Genomic DNA, 22,809 nt, shown 5'->3' with positions numbered 1-22,809 from the left:
TCGACGAGGAGCGGGACGAAGCACCGATGAGCACTCCGCGACTGCTCTCAAACCGCTACGAACTGGGCGAGACCCTCGGGTACGGCGGCATGTCCGAGGTCCACAAGGGGCGGGACGTCCGCCTCGGCCGGGACGTGGCGATCAAGGTGCTGCGAGCCGACCTGGCCAGGGACGCCCAGTTCCAGGAACGCTTCCGGCGTGAGGCGCAGAACTCCGCCGCCCTGAACCACCCGGCGATCGTCGCCGTCTACGACACCGGCGAGACGCAGACGGAGTACGGCCCGCTGCCGTACATCGTGATGGAGTTCGTCGACGGGCGGACCCTGCGCGACATGGTGAAGACGCAGGGCCCGTTGTCGGGCAAGCGCGCCATGGAGGTCATGGCCGACGTCTCGGCCGCGCTCGACTTCAGCCACCGCCACGGCATCGTCCACCGCGACGTGAAGCCGGCCAACGTGATGATCACGAAGTCCGGTGCCGTGAAGGTGATGGACTTCGGCATCGCCAGAGCGCTGCACGACGGCCAGGCCGCGGTCACGCAGACCGCCGCCGTCATCGGCACCGCCCAGTACCTGTCGCCGGAGCAGGCGCGCGGCGAGTCCGTCGACGCCCGTTCCGACGTCTACGCGGCCGGCTGCGTGCTGTTCGAGCTGCTGACCGGCGAGCCGCCGTTCACCGGTGACTCGCCCGTCGCGGTCGCGTACCAGCACGTGCGGGAGGACCCGAAGGCCCCGTCGCAGCTGAACCCGAAGGTGTCGCCGCAGCTCGACGCGATCGTGCTGAAGGCGATGTCGAAGGGCCCCGCCAACCGCTACCAGTCGGCCGCGGAGATGCGCGCCGACCTGGTGCGCGTGCTGTCGGGCCAGCGCCCGTCCGCGCCTGCCGTGATGACGGCCGAGGACCGCACCGCCGTGATGAACGAGCAGGCCGCGGCCCGTTCGGCGCGCACGCAGGTGGTGTCCGGTGGCGGTGGCAGACACCGCCCGGCGGCGTTGAAGTCGGACCCGGACGACGCCTACGACCCGCTCGCCGACGAGGAAGAGGAACGTCGCGCGAAGCGCAAGAAGGCCATCATGGTCACGCTGGTGGTGATCCTGTGCGTGGCGGTGCTCGGTCTCGCCGCGTGGATCACCGCGAACGTGATGAACTCCTCCGGCGGTGAGACCACGGAGAAGGCGAGCGTCCCGTCGATCGAGGGCCTCGGCCCGCTGGAGGCCAAGGACCGGCTCCGGCAGGCGGGCCTCGTCTCCAAGCAGGAGGACGTCCCCTGCGAGCCCGGCCCGAACGGCGCCGCGGCCCCGTGCAACGCCGACCAGATCAGCAAGGTGATCAGGACGGACCCGATCGGTGGCACCCAGGTCACCAAGGGCTCGACGGTCACCGTGTTCGTCGGTGCCCCTCCCGGTGAGGCGACCGTGCCGGACCTCGTCGGCAAGACGCCGCAGGAGGCGCAGGCCATCCTCGACAAGGACCCGAACGGCTTCCAGCTGACGCAGTCCAACGACACCGTCGAGGTCGAGGACCAGAGCAAGGTCGGCAAGGTGGCGGGTCAGAACCCGGCGAGCGGCCTGAAGCTGAAGAAGGGCGGCACGATCACCATCCAGCTCGGCAGGGCGCCGGAGAAGATCGCCGTGCCGAACGTGGTGGGCGCCGACGTGGAGGACGCCCGCCAGACGCTGACCGGGTCGGGCTTCAAGGTGAACATCGAGCAGGTCGACAGCGCGAAGCCCGAGGGCGAGGTCATCTCGCAGACGCCGACCGGCAACGCCAGGGCGGCCAAGGACACGACGGTCACGGTGCGGGTGTCGAAGGGCAACCAGCTGGACATGCCGGACCTGACGGGGCTCACGCAGAACCAGGCCGAGAGCCGGCTGAAGCAGCTGGGCTGGAACGGCAACCTCAACGTGGAGGAGCAGCAGGTGACGAACCCGCAGCAGGACAAGCGGGTGCTCACGCAGAACCCGGCCAAGGGCCAGTCGTTCACCAAGGGCTCGACGGTGACGATCACGATCGGCAAGTTCGGGATCGTGACGACGTAGGACGCGGATCTCGCGGGGCGGCTTCCTCTCGGGGAAGCCGCCCTTCTGCTTTTCCGGTGGGGTCCCGGCTACCGGCGGGCCGCGGCGGCGAGGGTACGCATGCCGTTCTCCAGCTGCGCGACGGTGCTCTCGGGAACCTCGAACCCGCAGACCTTCAGCCAGTTGGCGAGCATCCGGTGGCCGCCGTCGGTGAGCACCGACTCGGGGTGGAACTGCACGCCCTCGACCGGCAGCTCCCGGTGGCGCATGGCCATCACGATGCCGGTCTCGGTCTTGCCGGTGACCTCGAACTCGGCGGGGATCGTCTCCGGCAGCACCGTCAGCGAGTGGTAGCGGGTCGCGATGAACGGCTGCGGTACGCCCTCGAGCACGCCCTGGCCCTCGTGGAAGACGATGCTCGTCTTGCCGTGCAGCAGCTCGGGCGCCCGGTCGACCGTCCCGCCCCAGACCACGCCGATCGCCTGGTGCCCGAGGCAGACACCGAAGACCGGCTTGCCGGTGTCGGCGCACTTCTTGATGACGTCGATGCTCGCGCCGGCCCGCTCCGGTGTGCCGGGCCCCGGGCTCACGAGCACACCGTCGACCTGGTCGATCTCGGCGAGGTCCACCTCGTCGTTGCGCCGGACGACGCACTCCGCACCCAGCTGGGCCAGGTACTGGACGAGGTTGTAGACGAAGCTGTCGTAGTTGTCGACCACGAGCACGCGCATGGGTGGAGCCTAGTCGGTCGGGTCCAGTGAGTTAGCTCTCGTCCAGACTGAGGTAAGCCTTCCCTAAAATAGGTGTCATGACTCGCCCCTTGCGCGTCGCCGTCGTCGGCGCCGGACCGGCCGGCGTGTACGCGGCCGACATCCTGACCAAGTCCGACGCCGACGTGCAGATCGACCTGTTCGAGAAGCTCCCGGCCCCGTACGGCCTCGTCCGCTACGGCGTGGCACCCGACCACCCGCGCATCAAGGGCATCGTCACCGCCCTGCAGCGGGTCCTCGACAAGCCGTCGGTCCGCTTCTTCGGCAACGTCGAGTACGGCGTGGACCTCAAGCTCGACGACCTGCGCCAGTTCTACGACGCGGTGATCTTCTCGACGGGCGCCTCCACCGACCGCCCGCTGGACCTGCCCGGCATCGACCTGCCCGGCAGCTACGGCGCCGCCGACTTCGTCTCCTGGTACGACGGCCACCCGGACGTCCCGCGCACCTGGCCGCTGACGGCCAAGTCCGTCGCGGTGCTGGGTGTCGGCAACGTGGCACTGGACGTCGCCCGCATCCTGGCCAAGACCGCGGACGAGCTGCTGACCACCGAGATCCCCCCGAACGTCCACGAGGGCCTCGCGTCGTCCCCCGTGACCGACGTCCACGTCTTCGGCCGCCGCGGTCCCGCCCAGGCGAAGTTCACGCCGCTGGAGCTGCGCGAGCTCGACCACTCGCCGAACGTCGAGGTCATCGTCCACGCCGAGGGCATCGAGTTCGACGAGGCGTCGATGCACGCGATCAGGACCAACAAGCAGGTCGAGATGATCGTGAAGACGCTCCAGGAGTGGGCGATCCGCGACGTGGGCGACCGCCCCCGCCGCCTCCACCTGCACTTCCTGGAAGCCCCGGTCGAGGTTCTCGGTACCGACCACGTGACGGGCCTGCGCACCGAGACCCAGGAGCTCACCGGCGACGGCAACGTCCGGGGCACCGGCGTCTACACCGACTGGGACGTCCAAGCGGTCTACCGCGCCGTCGGCTACCTGTCGACCCAGCTGCCCGACATCCCGTTCGACCACGTGAAGGGCACCATCCCGCACGTCGCGGGCAGGGTCCTCGACCTGGACGAGGCGCCGATCCCCGGCGTGTACACGACCGGCTGGATCAAGCGCGGCCCGATCGGCCTGATCGGCCACACCAAGGGCGACGCGCTGGAGACCATCACGAGCCTCCTGGAGGACGCCGAGTCGCTCCCCCGCTCGTCCGCCTCCGCCGACGCCGTGGTCGAGTTCCTGACCCAGCGCGGCGTGCCGTTCGTGACGAACGAGGGCTGGCAGCGGCTGGACCAGCACGAGGTGGCACTCGGAGCGGCCCAGGGCCGTGACCGGGTGAAGGTCGTGCCGAGGGACGAGATGACCTCGATCTGCCGCGGCTGACCTGTCAGCGCTTGAGCGGTGCCCGGCACCGTTCCCCGATGAAGCCGTCACCGCACCAGCGCGGTGACGGCTTCACGCGTCTCCGCGCAAACGCTTGCCGCGGGCTCACTCCGTCGTCACGTTGTTGAACGGCAGCTTCGGCTCCGCCCAGGGGAACACCACGAACATGAGCAGGGCGACGACGCCCGCCACCAGCACGACGGCCTCGATGACTCGCAGGTACAGCGGGCCCGGCAGGTGCCGCCAGATCCAGCCGTACATCAGCCCTCCGTCATCTCGGGCGGCACGAAGCCGTCGGCCACCGGGTAGCTCTTGGTCTCGATGGCGTGCACGATCAGGCGCTGCTTGTCGGAGAAGCGCGGGTGGCACGTCGTCAGGGTGAGCAGGCGGGCCTGCTTGTCGGCGGGGACCGTGGCGCCCACCTGGTGCGGGATCGGGGCGATGACCTCGCCCTGGCTCGGGGTGACGATCTCCTGGCCCACGGTCTTCGCGTAGACGTCGCCGAGAGTGGTCTGCAACGGGGCGACACCGGCGCAGGCGGCTTCCTTCGAGCGCGCGCTGTTCGCCCAGCCCGCCACCTCGTTCCTCATGGGGAGGACCCGGTAGACGAACCAGTCGGTCTGCGTCTGGACGACGATGGCGTCGCAGGACTGCAGGAGGTCGAGGTCGTTGAACGGCGCGCCCTTGCCGACGCGGTGACCGGCGATGGCGAAGTTGCCCGCCTCGCCCGGCTGGGCCGTGTCGACGTAGTGGCCGGGACCGATCTCGAGGTGCTTGTCGGTCGTTCCCTCGACGACGGAGAACTTCCAGTCGTTGCCGAAGACCGGGATGTACATCTTCGCGAAGGCCTTGCCCTCGATGAGGTTCAGCTTCGACTGGCGGTTCGGGTCCGCCGGAGGGGCTTCGACGACGTTCGAGTTCCACTCCGCGTCGAGGGCCGCGGTGGCCTCGTCCTGCTTCGCGGCGGAGAGGAGGTCGGTCACGTAGACCTCGTAGACGACGAACAGGAGCACGACGAGACCCAGGGTGATGAGGGCTTCGCCCACACCGCGGACCGTCTTGCGGGCGAGGCTGTCCGGCGGCGGTGCCGGCTTCTCGTCCTCGTCGTCGTAGTAGTCGTCATCGTCGTAGTACTCGTCGTCGTAGTCGTCCTCGACGCGCGGGATCACCTCGGTGGGCGGCTCGACCGGGCGGGGACGGGGCGGACGCGGCGGCATCCCCCGCGGCGGCACGCCGTTGACCGGCACACCCCTCGGCGGGGTGCCGTTGGGCGGCGTGTGGCCGCGCGGAACCCCGTTCGGCGGGGTGCCGGTGAGCGGCATGCCGTTCGGTGGCGCACCGGGAGGCGCGACGCGCGCAGTCCCGTTCACAGGGACGCCGTTCGGCGGCGTGCCGGGGAACGGACGCGCGGGCACGCCGCGAGCCGGAGTGCCGGGGGGCGGGCCCTGCGGGCGGCGCGGCGGGGCACCGGGCGGGGGCAGACTTCCGGAGAACGCGCTGGTGAACTGCGTTGCCTCCGGCGGCGGGAGCGGGCGCGGTGAAGGTGTGGCCCGCACGGGGTGCAGGTCATCACGACGGGGTGCAGGGCGCCGGGGCGGCGGCTGCTGCGGTCCCGAGTTCACCTGAGAACCTCCGCGCGGACTGTGAACTGAAAACAACTGCGTCTGCCAGGTGGTTCGCTCACCACGGTCGCTACGTTAACGTGTCTACCGAGTAGTGCACGTAAACTCACGTCACTAGGGATATCCACGTCAGGCGAGGACAGCATGCCAAAGTCCAAGGTCCGGAAGAAGGCGGCTTACACCGCACCCACTGACCGCCGTACGCCGGTCAAGGTCAAGGCTGCAGGACCGTCACACCCGGTCTACGTCGTCGTCATGCTCGGCTTCATGCTGCTGGGCCTCGCGTGGCTGGTCGTGAACTACCTCGCGGCCGAGAAGATCCCCTTCATGCTCGAGCTGGGTGCGTGGAACTTCGCCATCGGCTTCGCGCTGATGATCATCGGTCTGCTGATGACGATGCGCTGGCGCTAGAGCGCCCGCAGGTCACGGTTCGTAGAGGTCGGCCCGGACGTCCACACGTCCGGGCCGAACTTTGTTCCGGGGCGTCCACGGGGTTCATCCGAGCGTCACCGAAGCACACGGCTGTAAGTCATCCCCATTGGGGACAAGTCCTGTGGACAACTTTGCACCAAAATGCACAAGCGACGGTTTTCCCTCTTGAAGGACCCGTTCGGCTGTCCACATTTCATGCGGCACACTCGACCTCGTGACTCGCACCTGGTCCACTCCCGCCCCGCTCGTCGCCGTCGCCTGGGTGGCGGCCCTCGCCCTCGCCTTCGCGACGCTCCTGGCCGACGACAACGCGGGTCGGCTGCTCATCGGACTGGCCACGCTGCTGGTCACCTACCTGGCCGTGTTCGCGACGATCGCCAGGCCCCGGCTCACCGCGGACGTGAACGGGCTCGCCGTGCGCGGGTTCGCGAGCACGACGCGGCTGCCCTGGCACGAGGTGAAGGTGAAGCTGCAGACCACCCGGCGGCTCGGCAGGGAGCAGCAGGCGTTGGAGCTCGACGCCGACGACCGTCTCGTGGTGCTCACGAAACTGGACCTCGGCGCCGAGCCGGAAGAAGTCGCCGGAGTGCTGCACGCCCTGCGTCCTTAACGGCAGGTCCTGGCGATCTCCATGATGACCTCGACACTCGTGTCGAGCTCGGAGGCCCGCAGCAGGAACATGCCGCCGAGCAGCACGACCGCGGCGGCCACGGCGACGCCCTGGTACAGGTTCCGGTTCTGCCGCGGCGCCCTCACCATCGCGAGCGTCAGCAGGCCGCCGATCACGAACCCGCCGAGGTGCCCGAGCAGCGACGCGTTGGTGAACAGGTTGGACACCAGGTTGATGCCCACGATCACGACGATCGTCGAGATGTCCCGCTTCTGCCGCTTGAACACGATCAGCAGCGCGCCCATCAGGCCGAACACCGCGCCGGACGCTCCGGCGAGCTGCTGGCAGACGGTGCCGAAGTAGAACGCCGCCGCACTGCCGCCGAGCAGCGACAGGAAGTACACGGCGCCGTACCGGAGCCTGCCGAGCTCCTGCTCGATCACGGGCCCGACCACGAACAGCGCCGCCATGTTGAGCGCCAGGTGGATGAGCCCGAAGTGCATGAAGCCCGACGTCACGATCCGCCACCACTCGCCGTTGGCGGTCAGCTCCGGGATCAGCGACGTCTCCTGGAACAACCCCGACCTGGAGTTGTTCATCGGGCTGCCGGACTGGACGACCGTGACGACGTAGGCGAGCACGTTCAGCGCGATCATCACGTACGTGAAGACCGGCCGTCCGTCGGACGCCACCGCGCCCGCGGACGTGCGGGCACGGCGAACCGTGCGCGCGCCTTCGTTCATGCAGTCGACGCACTGCTGCCCGACCGACGCGTCACGCAGGCACTGCGGGCACGCCGGACGTTCACACCGGGTGCAGCGCAGCCGGGTGGGCCGATCGGAATGACGTGCGCAGACGGGGACCTTCTCCGGCTGCGCTCCGACCGGCCCGTCCGGTGGCACTCGTGCGTCGCTCACGCGCGTTCGATCGTGACCCGCTCGATCTTGATGTCGGTCACGGGGCGGTCGCCCGCACCGGTCGTGGCGCCGCCGATCTTGTCGACGACCGCGCGCGACTCCTGGTCCGCGACCTCACCGAAGATCGTGTGCTTGAAGTTCAACCACGTCGTCGGCGCCACGGTGATGAAGAACTGCGAGCCGTTGGTGTTGGGCCCGGCGTTCGCCATCGCGAGCAGGTAGGGCTTGTTGAACTGGAGCTCGGAGTTGAACTCGTCGGCGAAGCGGTAGCCGGGGCCACCGCGGCCGGTGCCGGTCGGGTCACCGGTCTGGAGCATGAAGCCCGCGATGACGCGGTGGAAGAGGGTCCCGTCGTAGAACGGGCCCGAGTCCGTGCCACTCGCGTTCTTCTCGGTGTACTCCTTCGTGCCCTCGGCGAGCCCGACGAAGTTCGCCACCGTCTTGGGGGCGTGGTCGGGGAACAGGTTCAGCCGGATGTCGCCCTGCGTGGTGTGCAGGGTCGCCGTCACCTTGGTCCCGACAAGAGATTCGTTGCTGTCAGCCACCACACCATCGTGCCATCACGGGCGCGGATGTTCAGGAAGGGGCACGATGGGGTACTTCCAGATCACAACCGGACGACAACGTGTGGAGCACAGAATGGACGAGGTGGACGTCATGACCCGTGCCGGCGAGTCCGTTGGCAAAGCTGTCGGCACGGGTCTGAAGGCTGCGCGCCAGGGTGTCGTTCGCGCTGGTCACGCCGCTGAGGTGAAGCTCGCCGAGCGTGGCATCACGGCTGACCAGGTCCGCGGCACCCTCGTCGATCGGGCCGACACGCTCATGAGCAAGGCCGAGCAGTGGGAGAAGCAGACGCGCGGCTCCCGCAAGCGCCTCGCGAAGCAGAGCGCGAAGACGCGCGCCGACCTCATGAGCAAGGCCGAAGTGGTGCGCAAGGAAGTGAAGAAGGCGGCGAAGCAGGCGCGCAAGGACGCGAAGGTGCGTGCCAAGGAGATCCGCAAGGCAGCGGCCCAGCTGAGCGGCGACGCCCCGAAGCGGCGCAGGTGGCCGTGGGTGCTCGGCCTGCTGATCGCGGCTGCCGCCGCCGGCTACGTCGCGATGACGCGCCGACCGGCCGAGGTCTACCTGCAGGACGACGAGGAGCAGGCTCCCATGCCGGAGCCGGTCCTGAACGGGCAGGTGCCGACCCAGAAGGAGCCCGCGAAGTAGGGCGAGAACGTACGTGAAGGGGTGGCTCTCGACGCCGAGAGCCACCCCTTTCGCATGTCCGGAGACACGACGCGCTAGAGCTTGAGGCCCTTGATGGCTTCCTCGGTGATCCGCCGCGCCTTGATGGACTGCTGCTGGTTGGTCGTCACGACCACCGCGGCGTCGCCCTTGGAGACGGCGTAGACCACTCCCGTGTCGCCGCTCACGTAGCCCCCGGTCCACCCGGCGGGCGCGCTCGCGGGCTGTGAACCGTCCGGCGCCGCCTCGTTGACGATCAGCTTCGCGACACTTTCGTCACCCACGTACACGCGTACCGTCAGCTGGATCTCGGTGGCGTTGGCGTAGAAGAAGCACGCCGGATGCGGTTCGTCCGTTGACAGTTTCACTTTGGGAACGCGTTGCCCGTTCGCCTCGGCCACGAACGACGTCGCGAGGTAGGGGCAGGTGCCGTCGGTCGCGGGCTGGGGCGCGGGCGGCACTGTCGGAGCGGCGCTGGTCGTGGTGGTGACCTGCTGGGTCTGGGTGGTCGGCACCGGCACGTTCTGGGCGACATCGGTGCCGCACGCGGCGAGTACGCCGAGCAGGGGCAGCAACAGTGCTCGTTTCATAGGGGCAACAGTCAACCAGATACCGAAAGCCTCTTGAGCGGGAGACTCAAAAATGGTCCGAACCTTTGTGCCCCAAACATCTCCTCATCCCCGGAAGGACCCCGACCATGGAGTTCCTGGAGCAACGTCGAGAGCACGCTCTGGCGCTCTTCCGCATTGTCATCGGCCTGTTCTTCGTGTTTCACGGGGTCCAGAAGGTCTCCAAGGGAACCGAGCTGCTGTCCTGGCCCGGCGGCCCCATGACCCTCATCGAGCTGATCTGCGGCGGCCTCATCCTCATCGGCCTGTGGACGCGCTGGGCAGCGTTGCTCAGCTCCGGCGCCATGGCCTACGCCTACTTCGTGGTGCACCAGCCGAAGGCCCTGCTCCCCATCGAGAACGGCGGCGAACTGGCAGCCGTCTACTCCTGGGCCTTCCTCCTCCTGGCCTTCACCGGCGCCGGCGCCTGGAGCATCGACCACCTCCGCACCAAGTCCTCGAAGACCCCAAAGGAGTCCCTCGCCAGGGCCTGACAAAAACCCAAGACAGCCACACACACGAAAGCCCTGTTCGCAACGAGGCGAACAGGGCTTTGCCACAACGAGCAAAAAATCAGCAACTAATAGAACACCCAGCCGACGCCGAAGGCGAAGGGCAGGGGCGATGCCGAAGGCGAGCCGATCAGGCTGGCGGGCGGAAGCCGCGAAGCCGAAGGCGAGCCGGCGGGGGTCCGGGGGCTCGCCCCCGGCTGGGGTCTGGGGGCTCGGCCCCCAGAAGACACTCGGAACGTAAAAGGCTCGCGCTCTCCGCGAGCACGAGCCATCCATTACGTGGAGACGAGGGGAATCGAACCCCTAACCCCCGCCTTGCAAAGGCGGTGCTCTGCCAATTGAGCTACGTCCCCGGAGATCCGGGGCGGCCGAGCCGCCCGCGTGATCAGTCGGTGGGGGCGGTGGCCTCGCGCCACAGGTCCGCGTCGGCCTTGGCCGACCGGTTGCGCTTCACGAAGAACAGGACCGCACCGGCGACGACGGCGAGCGCGATGATCTTCTTAGCCACGGGAAACCCCTCCAAGACTGTTATGCCCCGACCTACCGCACCAGCCTACAGGCTTTGCGAGACTTGGGCCGGGGCTCCGGGACGCGGTCCCGGACAAGAATGATGATTCGAAAGAAATCGAGTGGGCCTAGGAGGACTTGAACCTCCGACCTCTTCATTATCAGTGAAGCGCTCTAACCGCCTGAGCTATAGGCCCTCGATCATCACCCCTTGGGGCAACGAGGAGAACCTTACAGGATCGTCCTTCGCTGCCCCAAATCAGGGGGTCACTCTCGTTCGGAGAGCGTGAGCTCCAAGCCGCCGGCCAGGTCTGCGGACACGTTGTAGACGAACGCGCCGACCGTCGCGAGGGCCGTGAACAGCACGATGTTGACCGCGCCGATGATCGCCGAGACACCGAACACGCGGCCCGCGCTGATCAGCGGTTCGCCCGGCTCGTTGGCCTGGAGCAGGTCGTTCGCGGTGCTGTTGATCTTGTCCCAGACACCCATGCCGTGCAGCACGCCGTAGAGCACGCCGACCGCCACGAGCCACACGAAGAACAGCGCGACACCGAGCACCAGGGCGAGCTTGAGCACCGACCACGGGTCGACGCGCTTCACCTGCAACGACGCGCGGCGCGGCCCGCGACCGGGACGACGGGCCGACGGGGTGGCCGCGGCGGGACGGGCTCCCCCGCTGCCGAGGTTGACCGACGTGCGGCTGCTGCCGAGGCCGACCGGGATGGCCGAACCCGGCGTCGGCGGCCTCTGCACCTTGACGGTGTCCGGGTCGGTCGACGGGAACGCGGGCTCCGGCTGGGACGACGACGGCACGGGCGGAGCGCCCGGCGCCACGTGCGCCTCCGCGGAGTCCTGATGAGACGACGCCTCGGTGTCGTTCGTCACGCGCTGCCACGGCGGCGGCGCGGCGGCGGTCTCCTCCGCCGGCTTGTCCGGCGTGGTGACGGAGACCGTCTTGTCCCCCGCCGGGGCGGACTTCTCGGCCGGTTCGGCCTTGCCCGCGGGAACGGCCTGGTTCTGGGTCCGGACGGACTGAGTCGCCTCGGCCGCCTTCTCGGCGGACACCGGCTTCGTCTTGTCCTGCGTGTCTCCGCCCGAGGAGCCGGAGGGCGCCGACGCGGCCTTGTCCTTCTCCGCGTTCGGCGGAGTCGGTTTGGTGATCACCGCGGTCTTGTCCGCGTCCCGACCTTCGCGGTCCTCGGGTGGAGTCACGAGCTGTTCCTTACCCTCTCGCTTGCAGAGTTCCGACTACTCGGCCGAGTCGGTGGGGGTGGCTGCCTGGTCGGCGGCAGAGTCCTCCGCGGCAGACATCTCACTGATAGTGACGTCGCTGGGCTCGTCCGCGTTGCGTGCGACAGCGATCAAAGTGGTGCTCTCGCCGAGGTTCATCAGCCGCACGCCCTTCGTCTGCCGTCCCGCCTTGCGCACCTGCTCGGCACGGGTCCTGATGACCCCGCCGCTCGAGGTGATGGCGTAGAGCTCGTCGTCGACGTCGACGATGAGCGCGCCCACCAGCCTGCCACGGCGCCGGTCGTGCTGGATGGTCAGCACACCCTTGCCACCCCGACCCTGGACCGGGTAGTCCTCGATCGGCGTTCGCTTCGAGTACCCCCCGTCGGTCGCGACCAAAACGAAGAGACCCTCTTGGACGACACCGACCGACAACAGCTCGTCGTCGGCGTTGAACCGCATGCCCTGCACGCCCGACGTGGCACGGCCCATCGGGCGCAGCACGTCGTCCGTCGCGTGGAAGCGAATCGACTGGCCGTCCGCGGACACCATGAGCAGGTCGTCATCAGCCGAGCACAACACGGCTCCGACCAGCTCGTCGTCCTCGCGGAGGTTGATACCGATAAGTCCACCCGATCGGTTGGAATCGAAGTCGGAGAGCTTCGACTTCTTCACCAGCCCCTTGCGGGTGGCGAGCACCAGGTACGGCGACACGTCGTAGTTCTTGATCTGGATGACCTGCGCGATCTCCTCGTCCGGCTGGAACGCGAGGAGGTTCGCGACGTGCTGGCCGCGGGCGTTGCGGTTCGCCTCCGGCAGCTCGTACGCCTTCGTCCGGTACACCCGGCCCTTGTTCGTGAAGAACAGGATCCAGTCGTGCGTCGAGCACACGAAGAAGTGGGCGACGATGTCGTCCTGCTTGAGCTGCGCGCCCTGGACACCCTTGCCGCCACGCTTCTGCGCCCGGTAGAGATCGGTCTTGGTGCGCTTCGCGTACCCGGTGCGGGTGATCGTGACGACCACGTCCTCGACCGCGATCAGGTCCTCCATGGACACGTCGCCGTCGAACGGGATGATCTTCGTGCGGCGGTCGTCGCCGAACTTCTCCACGATCGCCGTCAGCTCGTCGCGGACGATCTTCCGCTGCCGCTCCGGCTTCTCCAGGATGTCCTTGAGGTCGGCGATCTCCAGCTCGATCTCGGCCAGCTGGTCGATGATCTTCTGGCGCTCCAGGGCAGCGAGCCGGCGGAGCTGCATCTCCAGAATCGCGTTGGCCTGGACCTCGTCGACGTCGAGGAGCTCCATGAGACCGGTGCGCGCGATGTCCGGCGTCTCGGACCGGCGGATCAACGCGATGACGGCGTCGAGCTGGTCGAGCGCCTTCACCAGACCACGCAGGACGTGAGCACGTTCCTCGGCCTTGCGCAGCCGGAACCTCGTCCTGCGCTGGATGACCTCGATCTGGTGCTTCACGTAGTGGCGGATCATCTGGTCGATCCGCAGCGTGCGCGGCACACCGTCGACCAGCGCCAGCATGTTCACACCGAACGAGTACTGCAGCTGGGTGTGCTTGTAGAGGTTGTTCAGCACGACCTTGGCGACCGCGTCCCGCTTGAGCGTGATCACGATCCGCATCCCGATGCGCCGGTTGGACTCGTCGGCGATGTTCGCGATACCCGTGAGCTTGCCGTCACGCACCAGCGCCGCGATGTTCTCGACCAGGTTGTCCGGGTTGACCTGGTAGGGCAGCTCCGTGACGACCAGGATGGTGCGACCCTTGGAGTCCTCGTCGACCTCGATGACCGCACGCATCCGAACCGAACCGCGGCCCGTGCGGTAGGCGTCCTCGATGCCGGAGGTGCCAAGGATCTGCGCGTAGGTCGGGAAGTCCGGCCCCTTGATACGCGCGATCATCGCTTCGAGGGTCTCCTCGTCGGGCGCCTCGGGGTTGTCCAGGCACCACACGACGCCCTCGGCGACCTCGCGCAGGTTGTGCGGCGGGATGTTCGTGGCCATGCCGACCGCGATGCCGGAGCTGCCGTTGATCAGCAGGTTCGGGATGCGCGACGGGAGGACGGTCGGCTCCTGGATGCGGCCGTCGTAGTTGTCGCGGAAGTCGACCGTCTCTTCCTCGATGTCGGCCAGCATGTGCATGGCCAACGGCGACAGCCGGCATTCCGTGTACCTCATGGCGGCTGCCGGATCGTTGCCGGGAGAGCCGAAGTTGCCCTGGCCGTCGATCAACGGGTACCGCATGGCCCACGGCTGGGCGAGGCGCACCAACGCGTCGTAGATCGCCGAGTCGCCGTGGGGGTGGTAGTTGCCCATGACGTCGCCGACGACGCGCGCGCACTTGTTGTAGCCGCGGTCGGGGCGGAAGCCGGAGTCGAACATCGAGTACAGAACGCGGACGTGCACGGGCTTGAGCCCGTCGCGCACGTCCGGCAGCGCACGACCCACGATGACGGACATCGCGTAGTTGATGTACGAGTTCTGCATCTCCTGCTGGATCTCGACCGGCTCGATGCGGTCGTGGTCCCGGGGCAGAGTCGTCTCGGTCACTGTTCTCTTTCCTTCTCGCCAGAAGCGCCGGGGTGCCTAGTTGCCAAGACGGGACTCAGATGTCCAGGAACTTGATGCTCTTGGCGTTGCGGGTGATGAACGAACGGCGCGCCTCGACGTCCTCGCCCATGAGCACGCTGAACAGCTCGTCGGCGGTGGCCGCGTCGTCCATGGTGACCTGGCGGAGGATCCGGTTGGCCGGGTCCATCGTGGTCTCCCACAGCTCCTCGGCGTTCATCTCACCGAGACCCTTGTACCGCTGGATGTTGTCGTCCTTGCCGAGCTTCTTGCCGGAGGCGATGCCGTCCTTGATCACGGCGTCGCGCTCGCGGTCGGAGTAGGCGTACTCCGGGTCCGTGCGCTGCCACTTGATCTTGTAGAGCGGCGGCTGGGCCAGGTAGACGTGGTTGTGCTCGATGAGCGGCTGCATGAAGCGGAACAGCAGCGTGAGCAGGAGGGTGCGGATGTGCTGGCCGTCGACGTCGGCGTCGGCCATCAGCACGATCTTGTGGTAGCGCAGCTTCGACAGGTCGAACTCGTCGTGGATGCCGGTGCCGAGCGCGGTGATCAGCGACTGGACCTCGGTGTTCTTGAGGACGCGGTCGATGCGGGCCTTCTCGACGTTGATGATCTTGCCGCGGATCGGCAGGATCGCCTGGTACATCGAGTCGCGGCCTTCCTTGGCCGAGCCGCCGGCGGAGTCGCCCTCGACGATGTAGAGCTCGCAGAGCTCGGGTTCGGTGGAGCGGCAGTCCTTGAGCTTGCCGGGCAGGCCGCCGATGTCGAGCGCGCCCTTGCGGCGGACGAGCTCGCGGGCCTTGCGGGCGGCGATGCGGGCCTGTGCCGACGACACCGCCTTGGTGACGATCGTCTTCGCCTCGTTGGGGTGGCGCTCGAACCAGTCGGCGAGGTGCTCGTTGGTCGACTTCTGGACGAACGACTTGGCTTCGCTGTTGCCCAGCTTGGTCTTGGTCTGGCCTTCGAACTGGGGTTCCTTGAGCTTCACCGAGATGATCGCCGCGAGGCCCTCGCGGATGTCGTCGCCGGTGAGGTTCGCGTCCTTGTCCTTGAGGACCTTCTTCTCGCGCGCGTACTCGTTGACGACTCGTGTCAGCGCGGCGCGGAAGCCTTCCTCGTGCGTGCCGCCCTCGTGGGTGTTGATCGTGTTCGCGAAGGTGTAGACCGACGGGGTGTAGCCGGTGTTCCACTGCATCGCGACCTCGACCTGCAGGTCGTCGCCCTGCGCCTCGAAGCCGATGACCTTCTGGTGCACGGCTTCGCGGGTGTGGTTGATGTGGCGGACGAAGTCCTCCAGGCCACCCGGGTAGTGGTAGACGCGTTCCTTCACCGCGGCCTTGTGGCCGTCGGCGTCGGCTTCCTCGTCCTCCTCCTGGACCCGCTCGTCGCGGAGGATGATGGTGATGCCCTTGTTGAGGAACGCCATCTCCTGCAGGCGGCGGGCGATCGTCTCGACGTTGTACTCGGTCGTCTCGAAGATGTCCGGGTCGGCCCAGAACGTGACGGTCGTGCCGGTCTCGTCGGTCGGCTCGCCCTGGCGCAGCTCGTGCGCGGGCTTCGAGTTCTCGTAGCGCTGGGTCCAGACGTAGCCCTGGCGCTTGATCTCGACCTCGACGGCGGTGGACAGCGCGTTCACCACGGAGATGCCGACGCCGTGCAGGCCGCCGGAGACCGCGTAGGAGTCGCTGTCGAACTTGCCGCCCGCGTGCAGAACGGTGAGCACGACCTCGACGGTGGGCCTGCCCTCGACCGGGTGGACGTCGATGGGGATGCCGCGACCGTCGTCGATCACCCGCACGCCGCCGTTGGCCAGCAGCGTGACGTCGACCGTGGTGGCGTAGCCGGCCATGGCCTCGTCGACCGAGTTGTCCACGACCTCCTGGACCAGGTGGTGCAGACCGCGCTCGCCGGTCGAGCCGATGTACATGCCCGGCCTCTTGCGCACTGCCTCGAGACCCTCGAGGACGGTGATCGAGGACGCGCCGTACTCATTCTTCTTAGCTGACACGGGCCTGGAGTCTCCTCGCTGATGCGGACGCCGCCGCACGGTGATGGGTGACGCTCCTGTGATTCTACCGGGACACCCCGACAGAACGGGGTCAAGGACACCTTTGAATCGGTCACAGAGCGCCTCAAGCGAGCCCGGACGGGTCAGGACGGCTGAAACGGGGGTTCAAATCCGCAGGTGAACGCTCATTGAGCCACAGAACGGCCGCTGAGCCCTTGACAGGACCTCACCCGTAGGTGTCACGCGGACCGCGCCCCGGAACGTGCCTGGGGCCGTGTCGCCAGTTCGGAGCGTCCGGGCCCTTGATCTTGAGCCGTTTCACGACGCCGTTGCCGACGCCCGCGGCGATCCGCTTGATCAGCTCGCGTTGCAGCAGGCGCAGCTGGGTCGCCCACGCCGTCGACGACGCCTGGACCGTCAGTTCCCCGTCACTGAGCGCGATCGGTTTCGCGTGCTCGGCGACGTCCTCTCCCACCAGTTTCGCCCACCGGCCGAAGACCTGGCCACCCTGGAGCTGCTCGACCCAGCCTCGGTCTGCGGCGAGCCTGGCGGCGATCCGGCCGAGCGGCTGGGGGTCGCGGTCGTCCGGTCCCGGCCCCGACCAGCGGCGCCGGCGGCGGTTGACGGGGCGGCCCTTCGACCGGCTTCCCGGCACCTGGCCGCGGGCCTTCGCGCTCGCCTTGGCGGCTTCCAGGGCGGCTCGTGCGAGGTCCGATCCCTTGAGTTGTTCACCCTCGGGTGTGAATGAACCTGTGGACAAGTCCGGTTTTGTGACGGAGTTATCCACACCATCCACAGACTTGTCCCCAGATGTGTGGGCGGACACACCCGAACGAGCTACATGTGGGGGCTGTGAGCCACCCGCGTCAGGCGTCGAGTCAGACACGCCGCACCTCCCCGCAACGCACCTCGAACCGGGCACCGCTGAGCTCGTCGGGAACGTCCTCCGCCACCGCCGCGGTGATGAACACCTGCTCGGCGGCGGCCGCCACCTTCGCGAGCTGCTGCCGGCGGCCGCGGTCGAGCTCCGCGAACACATCGTCCAGCACGAGCACCGGTTCGACGCCGTCGACACGCATCAGCTCGTACCCGCCGAGCCGCAGCGCGAGCGCGAACGACCACGACTCACCGTGACTGGCGTAGCCCTTCGCCGGCAGGTCACCGAGCGTGAGGTCCAGGTCGTCGCGGTGGGGGCCGACGAGGCACACGCCGCGTTCGATCTCCTGCCGCCGGACCCGATCGAGCTCGGCCAGCAGCAGGTCCTCGATGCTCTCCCGGTCCTCCGGCAGCTCGCCGACGCTCGACCGGTACGAGATGAGCGCGGGCCGCGACTCGGGGGCGACCTCCGCGTACGCCGCCGTGACGTGCTCGGCCATGTCGCGGACCAGCTTGACCCGTGCGGCGAGCAGCTCCGCGCCGTGCTTGGCGAGGTGCCCGTCCCAGACGTCGAGCGTCGACAGCTCCGCCGACCTTGAGTGCTTCACCGTCTTCAACAACGCGCTGCGCTGCTTGAGCACGCGGTCGTAGTCGCTGCGCACCCCCGCGTAACGCGGTGCGCGCAGCACGAGCATCTCGTCGAGGAACCGCCGCCTGTCGCCGGGATCGCCCTTCACCAGAGCGAGGTCCTCCGGTGCGAACAACACCGTGCGCAGGATTCCGAGCACATCGCGCGGGCGCGGCACCGGGCCGCGGTTGATCCGCGCCCGGTTCGCCTTGCCCGCCGTGATCTCCAGTTCGACCAGGAGCTCGCGGTCGTCGTTGACGACGGCCGCCCTCACCACGGCGCGCTGGGCACCGTGCCGGATCAGCGGTGCGTCCGTGGCGACGCGGTGCGATCCCAGCGTCGCCACGTACCCGATCGCCTCGACCAGGTTCGTCTTGCCCTGGCCGTTGCGGCCGACGAGCACCGACACGCCAGGTTCGAACGCCAGGTCGGCGAGCTCCCACGAGCGGAAGTCGCTGACCTGGAGGTGTCTGACGTGCACTCCCGTTAGCCCTGGGTGCTGCCGGAGCCGGACGACGGGCCCGCGTGCTGCACGGCGTGGCCACCGAACTGGTTGCGCAGCGCCGCGACCGCGCGCATCGCGGGCGAGTCGTCCTGCCGCGACTGGAACCGGGCGAACAGGGCGGCGGAGATCACCGGGAGCGGCACCGCGTTGTTGATGCCCTCCTCGACGGTCCACCGGCCCTCGCCGGAGTCCTCGACGTAGCCGCGCAGGTCGTCGAGCTCGGGGTCCGACTCGAGCGCGCGCACCAGCAGGTCCAGAAGCCATGACCGCACAACGGTTCCGCGCTGCCAGGCCGAGATCACCGCGGGCACGTTGTCCACGACGTCGGTCTTGTCGAGCAGCTCGAAGCCCTCGGCGTACGCCTGCATCAGGCCGTACTCGATGCCGTTGTGGACCATCTTCGAGTAGTGGCCGGCGCCGACCTTGCCCGCGTGCGCGAAACCTTCCTCACGCGGGCCTTCCGGGCGCAGGGCGTCGAAAATCGGCATCGCCTGCTCGACGTGCTTCGCGTCGCCGCCGACCATGAGCGCGTAGCCGTTCTCCAGGCCCCACACGCCACCGGACACACCGGCGTCGACGTAGCCGATCTCCTTCTCCCCCAACAGGTCCGCGTGGACGCGGTCGTCGGTGAACTTGGAGTTGCCGCCGTCGATCACGAGGTCGCCGGGCGACAGGAGCTCGGACAGCTCCTTCACCGTGTTCCTGGTGATGTCGCCTGCGGGCACCATGACCCAGACCACGCGGGGCGCCGCGAGCTTGGACACCATGTCCGCCAACGACTCCGAGTCGCTGACCTCGGGGTTGCGGTCGTAGCCGATCACCTCGTGACCGGCACGGCGCACCCGCTCGCGCATGTTGAAGCCCATCTTGCCGAGGCCGACGAGTCCGAGCTGCACGGTGTTCTCCCCTAAACGTTTCTCGGTGCCCGGTAAGCGGTTTAGCCGGGCAGGCGCACGGGCATCAGGAGGTACAGGTACCCGGGCGCCACGTTTCCATCCTCGTCCACCGGCTTGAGCAGCGCCGGTCGGCTCGGTGTGGTGAAGGACAAGTGGACGCGCGGGGTGCGGACCGCACCGAGACCGTCGAGGAGGTAGCCGGGGTTGAACGCGATCGTCACCGGCTCGCCGGTGTACTCGACGGGCAGCTCCTCCTCGGCGGAGCCCTCGTCGTCGCCACCGGCGGACAGGCGCAGGCCGCCGTCGACGAACTCGAGCCGGACCTGGGTGCCGCGCTCGGCGACGAGCGAGACGCGCTTGATCGCCTGGACGAGCGTGTCGACCTCGATGATCGCCGCTGCCGAGTGTTCGCTCGGCAGGAGCTGGCGGTACTTCGGGAAGTCCGCGTCGAGCAGGCGGGTGGTGGTGCGCTTGCCGGAACCGGACAGGCCGAGGAGCCCGTCGTTCGCGGCGAGCGACATCTCGACCTTGCTGCCGCCGGAGCCGAGCGTCTTGGCCGCGTCGCCCAGGGTGCGGGCGGGGACCAGGACGGCGACCTCGCCGAGGGACGCGTCGGGCTCCCACGGGAACTCGCGCATCGCGAGGCGGAAGCGGTCGGTGGCGACGAGGGTGAGCTTGCCGTCGCCGATCTCGACGCGCACACCGGTGAGCATCGGGAGCGTGTCGTCCTTGCCGGCCGCGACGGCGACCTGGCCGACGGCTTCACCGAAGACGTCCCCGGGGAGCTCACCGATCAGCTGCGGCATGGAGGGCAGGGCGGGGTAGTCCTCGACCGGCATCGTCGGCAGGCTGAACCTGGCGCTGCCACAGCTGATCATCATGCGGGCGCCGTCGACCGCGATCTCCACGGGGTGGTTGGGCAGCGCCTTGGTGATGTCGGCGAGCAACCGGCCGGAGACGAGGGCACGGCCGCCGTCGGCGATCGTGGCGGGGACACCGACCTGGGCGGAGACCTCGTAGTCGAACCCGGAGACCGTCAGCGAGTCGTCGGACTCGGCGTCGAGCAGCACGCCGCCCAGCACCGGGACCGGTGGCCTGGACGGGAGGCTGCGGGCGACCCAGGCGACGGCGTCGGCCAGGCCGTCGCGTTCGACGCGGATCTTCATGAGGCGTCCTTTCCTCGACAGTCGACAAGCCCAACCACGACAACGTGCCAGTGGGGGTTCAGGGAGCCTCGACCCTCGGCTGACCCGAGGTGCGGAGCAACCACGTTAGAGCGTCCTGGCCCTCCACGTCACTTCGGGGTTGGGGCACCCATCCCCGGGAACCATCCCCCGCTGTTTTGCTTGTGAAGTTCTTCAATGAAGAGATCAACAGCAGTAACAGTAAGGGCTGTGGATACTGGGGACAGGTGCCGAAACCGCAGGTCAACATGTCACCCACCATGTGGACTAACGGGGGATGGCACCCGGGGACAGATCGGCGCACCCGGGGACAGCCGGTTGTGCACACCCCTCGATCCACAGATCGTCCACAGTTGTCCCCGGGTGCGTCCCCGGGTGCGGGGCCAGTTGTACCCGGGTGGTGCACAGGCTTCTGTGGCCAGATCGTGGCCGGGGCCACACAGTTTTCCAGTTGTCCCCACCCCTTCGAGTGGCGGGCGCATCCAGAAACCCTTGGCGGACCGGCCGGAACCCCGCCCTCCACCCGGGTCCGAGCGCGCGCGTTCGCGCCGTGTGCTGGTCGTATGCCGTTGGCGCCCTACGGCCGTCCGTAGGGGACACACGAAAAAAAGGGGCCCTCCTCGTGGGAGAACCCCTTCGTCGTCACCTGGGCGTCGTCACCCGGGTGGGATCAGGGAACGTGGCGGGCGCGCTGCTTGATCCGCGACGTCAGCTCCTGCACCTGGTCGTAGATCCGCCGGCGCTCCGCCATCTCCTTGCGGATCTTCTTGTCGGCGTGCATGACCGTCGTGTGGTCGCGGCCGCCGAACGTCTGGCCGATCTTCGGCAGCGACAGGTCGGTCAGCTCGCGGCACAGGTACATGGAGATCTGCCGCGCCTGGGCGAGCGCCTTCGTCTTGCCGGGGCCGCACAGGTCGTCGATCGAGACGCCGAAGAACTCGGCGGTGACCGCCATGATCGTCGGCGCGGTGATCTCCGGCGCGTGCGAGTCGGGAATCAGGTCGCGCAGCACGATCTCGGCGAGCTGGATGTCGACCGGCTGCCGGTTGAGCGACGCGAACGCCGTGACGCGGATGAGCGCGCCCTCGAGCTCGCGGATGTTCCGCTCGATCCGGGACGCGATGAACTCCAGCACGTCGGCCGGTGCCGCCAGCCGGTCCTGCGCCGCCTTCTTGCGGAGGATCGCGATCCGCGTCTCCAGCTCCGGCGGCTGGATGTCCGTGATCAGACCCCACTCGAACCGCGTGCGGAGCCGGTCCTCCAGCGTCTCCAGCCGCTTGGGCGGCCGGTCGCTCGACACCACGATCTGCTTGTTCGTGTTGTGGAGCGTGTTGAAGGTGTGGAAGAACTCCTCCTGCGTGCCTTCCTTGCCCTCCAGGAACTGGATGTCGTCGACGAGCAGCACGTCGATGTCCCGGTAGCGGCGCTGGAAGGCGACCTTGCGGTCGTCGCGCAGGGAGTTGATGAAGTCGTTGGTGAACTCCTCGGTCGACACGTACCGCACGCGCATGCCGGGGAACAGGCGCTGGGCGTAGTGCCCGACGGCGTGCAGCAGGTGCGTCTTGCCGAGGCCGCTCTCACCCCAGATGAAGAGCGGGTTGTACGCCCTGGCCGGAGCCTCGGCCACGGCGACGGCCGCGGCGTGCGCGAACCGGTTCGAGGCGCCGATGACGAACGTGTCGAAGTTGTACTTCTCGTTCAGCCGGGTCTGCGACGGCGACGGGTTCGCGGGCCGCGTGTAGGGGAGGTTCGTGTTCGGCGCCGCGGCACCCGCGGTGTTCGCCGAGTTGAACGTGGGCCAGATCTCGGTGACGGCGGCGAGCGCGTCGCCGGCCTCGTCCACCTCTTCTTCTCCCCCGTCGGCACCCGCGGCCGTGACGTCGTCCGCGAGGACGGGCGTGTCGCCGGTGGGGATGCCCGGCACGACCGGGGAGGGCACCGGCTGGGCAACGGCCTGGATCGCCGCGACGGGGATGGGCGTGGTCGGAGGGCTCACGACGGGGCTCACCGGTTCCGGCGAGTCGACCTTCACCGCGAGGGACACCGAGCGGCCGAGCCTGCGAGACAACGCGTCGGTGATCGGGTCGCGCAGCGCGCGCTCGATCGCCTCCTTCGCGAAGTCGCTGGGGGCCGCGAGCAGGGCCGTTCCGTCCAGCAGACCGATCGGACGGGTGACCCTCATCCACGCGCGCTGCTGAGGGGACAGGTGGCTCGTCGCCAGTTCCTGCACCACCTCGGCCCACACGAGACCAAGGTCCACCTGCTGGTTCGACACCTCCGCGCTCCCCTCCCCTCCG

20 protein-coding genes, 2 tRNA genes and 1 pseudogene are annotated in these 22,809 nt (G+C 68.4%); 6 read left to right on the top strand and 17 right to left on the bottom strand.

Annotated features, from left to right (window positions below; translation table 11 throughout):
- Positions 1 to 26: 26 nt before the first annotated feature.
- Positions 27 to 2,039 (top strand): Stk1 family PASTA domain-containing Ser/Thr kinase, encoded by a 2,013-nt coding sequence (gene pknB / locus BLT23_RS38875; protein WP_090060290.1) that lies wholly within the window; start codon positions 27 to 29, stop codon positions 2,037 to 2,039.
- A 68-nt stretch (positions 2,040 to 2,107) separates the two neighbouring features.
- Here pknB and BLT23_RS38870 read toward each other — a convergent pair whose 3' ends face one another.
- Positions 2,108 to 2,749, bottom strand: coding sequence for an aminodeoxychorismate/anthranilate synthase component II (locus BLT23_RS38870; protein ID WP_090060288.1), 642 nt, complete (start codon positions 2,747 to 2,749; stop codon positions 2,108 to 2,110).
- Between the two features lie 77 nt (positions 2,750 to 2,826).
- On the opposite strand from BLT23_RS38870, the gene BLT23_RS38865 reads away from it, so the two are divergent.
- Positions 2,827 to 4,167: an FAD-dependent oxidoreductase gene (locus tag BLT23_RS38865; protein WP_090060286.1), complete on the top strand. Its 1,341-nt coding sequence runs from the start codon at positions 2,827 to 2,829 to the stop codon at positions 4,165 to 4,167.
- Between the two features lie 105 nt (positions 4,168 to 4,272).
- Here BLT23_RS38865 and BLT23_RS41220 read toward each other — a convergent pair whose 3' ends face one another.
- Both BLT23_RS41220 and BLT23_RS38855 read right to left on the bottom strand, forming a co-directional pair.
- Positions 4,273 to 4,428 carry a hypothetical protein gene (locus BLT23_RS41220; protein ID WP_090060284.1) on the bottom strand — a complete coding sequence of 52 codons (156 nt, stop codon included), beginning with the start codon at positions 4,426 to 4,428 and terminating at the stop codon, positions 4,273 to 4,275.
- Positions 4,428 to 5,537, bottom strand: coding sequence for a class E sortase (locus BLT23_RS38855; RefSeq protein WP_245744591.1), 1,110 nt, complete (start codon positions 5,535 to 5,537; stop codon positions 4,428 to 4,430). The genes BLT23_RS41220 and BLT23_RS38855 overlap by 1 nt, the downstream gene beginning before the upstream one ends.
- 396 nt (positions 5,538 to 5,933) lie before the next feature.
- On the opposite strand from BLT23_RS38855, the gene crgA reads away from it, so the two are divergent.
- Together crgA and BLT23_RS38845 are read left to right on the top strand one after the other, a co-directional pair.
- Entirely contained in the window at positions 5,934 to 6,200 is a 267-nt protein-coding gene (gene crgA / locus BLT23_RS38850; protein WP_089948286.1) for a cell division protein CrgA, read from the top strand.
- A 235-nt stretch (positions 6,201 to 6,435) separates the two neighbouring features.
- Positions 6,436 to 6,831: a PH domain-containing protein gene (locus BLT23_RS38845; protein WP_176947152.1), complete on the top strand. Its 396-nt coding sequence runs from the start codon at positions 6,436 to 6,438 to the stop codon at positions 6,829 to 6,831.
- On the opposite strand, the gene BLT23_RS38840 is transcribed toward BLT23_RS38845, so the two are convergent.
- Both BLT23_RS38840 and BLT23_RS38835 read right to left on the bottom strand, forming a co-directional pair.
- Positions 6,828 to 7,748, bottom strand: a complete 921-nt coding sequence (locus BLT23_RS38840) for a rhomboid family intramembrane serine protease (RefSeq protein WP_245744590.1) — start codon at positions 7,746 to 7,748, stop codon at positions 6,828 to 6,830. The genes BLT23_RS38845 and BLT23_RS38840 overlap by 4 nt on opposite strands.
- Positions 7,745 to 8,293 (bottom strand): peptidylprolyl isomerase, encoded by a 549-nt coding sequence (locus tag BLT23_RS38835; protein WP_090060301.1) that lies wholly within the window; start codon positions 8,291 to 8,293, stop codon positions 7,745 to 7,747. Before BLT23_RS38835 ends, BLT23_RS38840 begins: the two co-directional genes overlap by 4 nt.
- A gap of 94 nt (positions 8,294 to 8,387) precedes the next feature.
- Here BLT23_RS38835 and BLT23_RS38830 point away from each other — a divergent pair, with 94 nt between their 5' ends.
- On the top strand, positions 8,388 to 8,957 hold the full coding sequence (locus BLT23_RS38830) for a hypothetical protein (RefSeq protein ID WP_090060278.1): 570 nt from the start codon (positions 8,388 to 8,390) through the stop codon (positions 8,955 to 8,957).
- Between the two features lie 74 nt (positions 8,958 to 9,031).
- Here the strand turns inward: BLT23_RS38830 and BLT23_RS38825 are convergent, their stop codons facing one another.
- Positions 9,032 to 9,565: a DUF2020 domain-containing protein gene (locus tag BLT23_RS38825; protein WP_090060276.1), complete on the bottom strand. Its 534-nt coding sequence runs from the start codon at positions 9,563 to 9,565 to the stop codon at positions 9,032 to 9,034.
- A 107-nt stretch (positions 9,566 to 9,672) separates the two neighbouring features.
- Between BLT23_RS38825 and BLT23_RS38820 the strand changes: the two genes are divergently transcribed.
- Positions 9,673 to 10,077 carry a DoxX family protein gene (locus BLT23_RS38820; protein WP_090060274.1) on the top strand — a complete coding sequence of 135 codons (405 nt, stop codon included), beginning with the start codon at positions 9,673 to 9,675 and terminating at the stop codon, positions 10,075 to 10,077.
- 298 nt (positions 10,078 to 10,375) lie between these two features.
- Here BLT23_RS38820 and BLT23_RS38815 read toward each other — a convergent pair.
- The 11 genes and pseudogenes from BLT23_RS38815 to dnaA form a co-directional block, all read right to left on the bottom strand.
- Positions 10,376 to 10,448 (bottom strand) — tRNA-Ala (locus BLT23_RS38815).
- Between the two features lie 35 nt (positions 10,449 to 10,483).
- Positions 10,484 to 10,603: pseudogene (locus BLT23_RS41475) on the bottom strand (DLW-39 family protein); the annotation flags it as partial.
- A gap of 122 nt (positions 10,604 to 10,725) precedes the next feature.
- Positions 10,726 to 10,799 (bottom strand) — tRNA-Ile (locus tag BLT23_RS38810).
- Positions 10,800 to 10,869: 70 nt separating this feature from the next.
- Positions 10,870 to 11,490 (bottom strand): DUF3566 domain-containing protein, encoded by a 621-nt coding sequence (locus BLT23_RS38805; protein WP_245744594.1) that lies wholly within the window; start codon positions 11,488 to 11,490, stop codon positions 10,870 to 10,872.
- A 363-nt stretch (positions 11,491 to 11,853) separates the two neighbouring features.
- Positions 11,854 to 14,397: a DNA gyrase subunit A gene (gene gyrA / locus BLT23_RS38800; RefSeq protein WP_090060272.1), complete on the bottom strand. Its 2,544-nt coding sequence runs from the start codon at positions 14,395 to 14,397 to the stop codon at positions 11,854 to 11,856.
- A gap of 55 nt (positions 14,398 to 14,452) precedes the next feature.
- Positions 14,453 to 16,423, bottom strand: coding sequence for a DNA topoisomerase (ATP-hydrolyzing) subunit B (gene gyrB / locus BLT23_RS38795; RefSeq protein WP_090060270.1), 1,971 nt, complete (start codon positions 16,421 to 16,423; stop codon positions 14,453 to 14,455).
- Between the two features lie 226 nt (positions 16,424 to 16,649).
- On the bottom strand, positions 16,650 to 17,183 hold the full coding sequence (locus BLT23_RS38790) for a DciA family protein (RefSeq protein WP_090060268.1): 534 nt from the start codon (positions 17,181 to 17,183) through the stop codon (positions 16,650 to 16,652).
- A gap of 118 nt (positions 17,184 to 17,301) precedes the next feature.
- Positions 17,302 to 18,408 carry a DNA replication/repair protein RecF gene (gene recF / locus BLT23_RS38785; RefSeq protein WP_090060265.1) on the bottom strand — a complete coding sequence of 369 codons (1,107 nt, stop codon included), beginning with the start codon at positions 18,406 to 18,408 and terminating at the stop codon, positions 17,302 to 17,304.
- A 5-nt stretch (positions 18,409 to 18,413) separates the two neighbouring features.
- The gene (gene gnd / locus BLT23_RS38780) at positions 18,414 to 19,328 is read right to left on the bottom strand and encodes a phosphogluconate dehydrogenase (NAD(+)-dependent, decarboxylating) (protein ID WP_090060263.1); all 915 of its coding nucleotides are present in this window, start codon (positions 19,326 to 19,328) and stop codon (positions 18,414 to 18,416) included.
- 41 nt (positions 19,329 to 19,369) lie between these two features.
- Positions 19,370 to 20,494 carry a DNA polymerase III subunit beta gene (gene dnaN, locus BLT23_RS38775; RefSeq protein ID WP_090060261.1) on the bottom strand — a complete coding sequence of 375 codons (1,125 nt, stop codon included), beginning with the start codon at positions 20,492 to 20,494 and terminating at the stop codon, positions 19,370 to 19,372.
- Between the two features lie 688 nt (positions 20,495 to 21,182).
- Complete coding sequence (gene dnaA / locus BLT23_RS38770; protein ID WP_090060259.1) at positions 21,183 to 22,787, bottom strand: chromosomal replication initiator protein DnaA; 1,605 nt, start codon at positions 22,785 to 22,787, stop codon at positions 21,183 to 21,185.
- Between the last annotated feature and the right edge of the window lie 22 nt (positions 22,788 to 22,809).

It is taken from the genome of Lentzea fradiae, assembly GCF_900100955.1.
Lineage (GTDB): Bacteria > Actinomycetota > Actinomycetes > Mycobacteriales > Pseudonocardiaceae > Lentzea > Lentzea fradiae.
Note: the sequence above shows the minus strand (reverse complement) of the source record. Positions and strands in the feature narration are given on the sequence as shown.

Bases quoted from the DNA above. Each gene is read 5' to 3' on its own strand.
- BLT23_RS38820 (WP_090060274.1), top strand. From the start codon at position 9,673: ATGGAGTTCCTGGAGCAACGTCGAGAGCACGCTCTGGCGCTCTTCCGC.
- BLT23_RS38830 (WP_090060278.1), top strand. From the start codon at position 8,388: ATGGACGAGGTGGACGTCATGACCCGTGCCGGCGAGTCCGTTGGCAAA.
- crgA (WP_089948286.1), top strand. From the start codon at position 5,934: ATGCCAAAGTCCAAGGTCCGGAAGAAGGCGGCTTACACCGCACCCACT.
- pknB (WP_090060290.1), top strand. From the start codon at position 27: ATGAGCACTCCGCGACTGCTCTCAAACCGCTACGAACTGGGCGAGACC.
- dnaN (WP_090060261.1), bottom strand. From the start codon at position 20,494: ATGAAGATCCGCGTCGAACGCGACGGCCTGGCCGACGCCGTCGCCTGG.
- BLT23_RS41220 (WP_090060284.1), bottom strand. From the start codon at position 4,428: ATGTACGGCTGGATCTGGCGGCACCTGCCGGGCCCGCTGTACCTGCGA.
- BLT23_RS38870 (WP_090060288.1), bottom strand. From the start codon at position 2,749: ATGCGCGTGCTCGTGGTCGACAACTACGACAGCTTCGTCTACAACCTC.
- BLT23_RS38865 (WP_090060286.1), top strand. From the start codon at position 2,827: ATGACTCGCCCCTTGCGCGTCGCCGTCGTCGGCGCCGGACCGGCCGGC.
- BLT23_RS38825 (WP_090060276.1), bottom strand. From the start codon at position 9,565: ATGAAACGAGCACTGTTGCTGCCCCTGCTCGGCGTACTCGCCGCGTGC.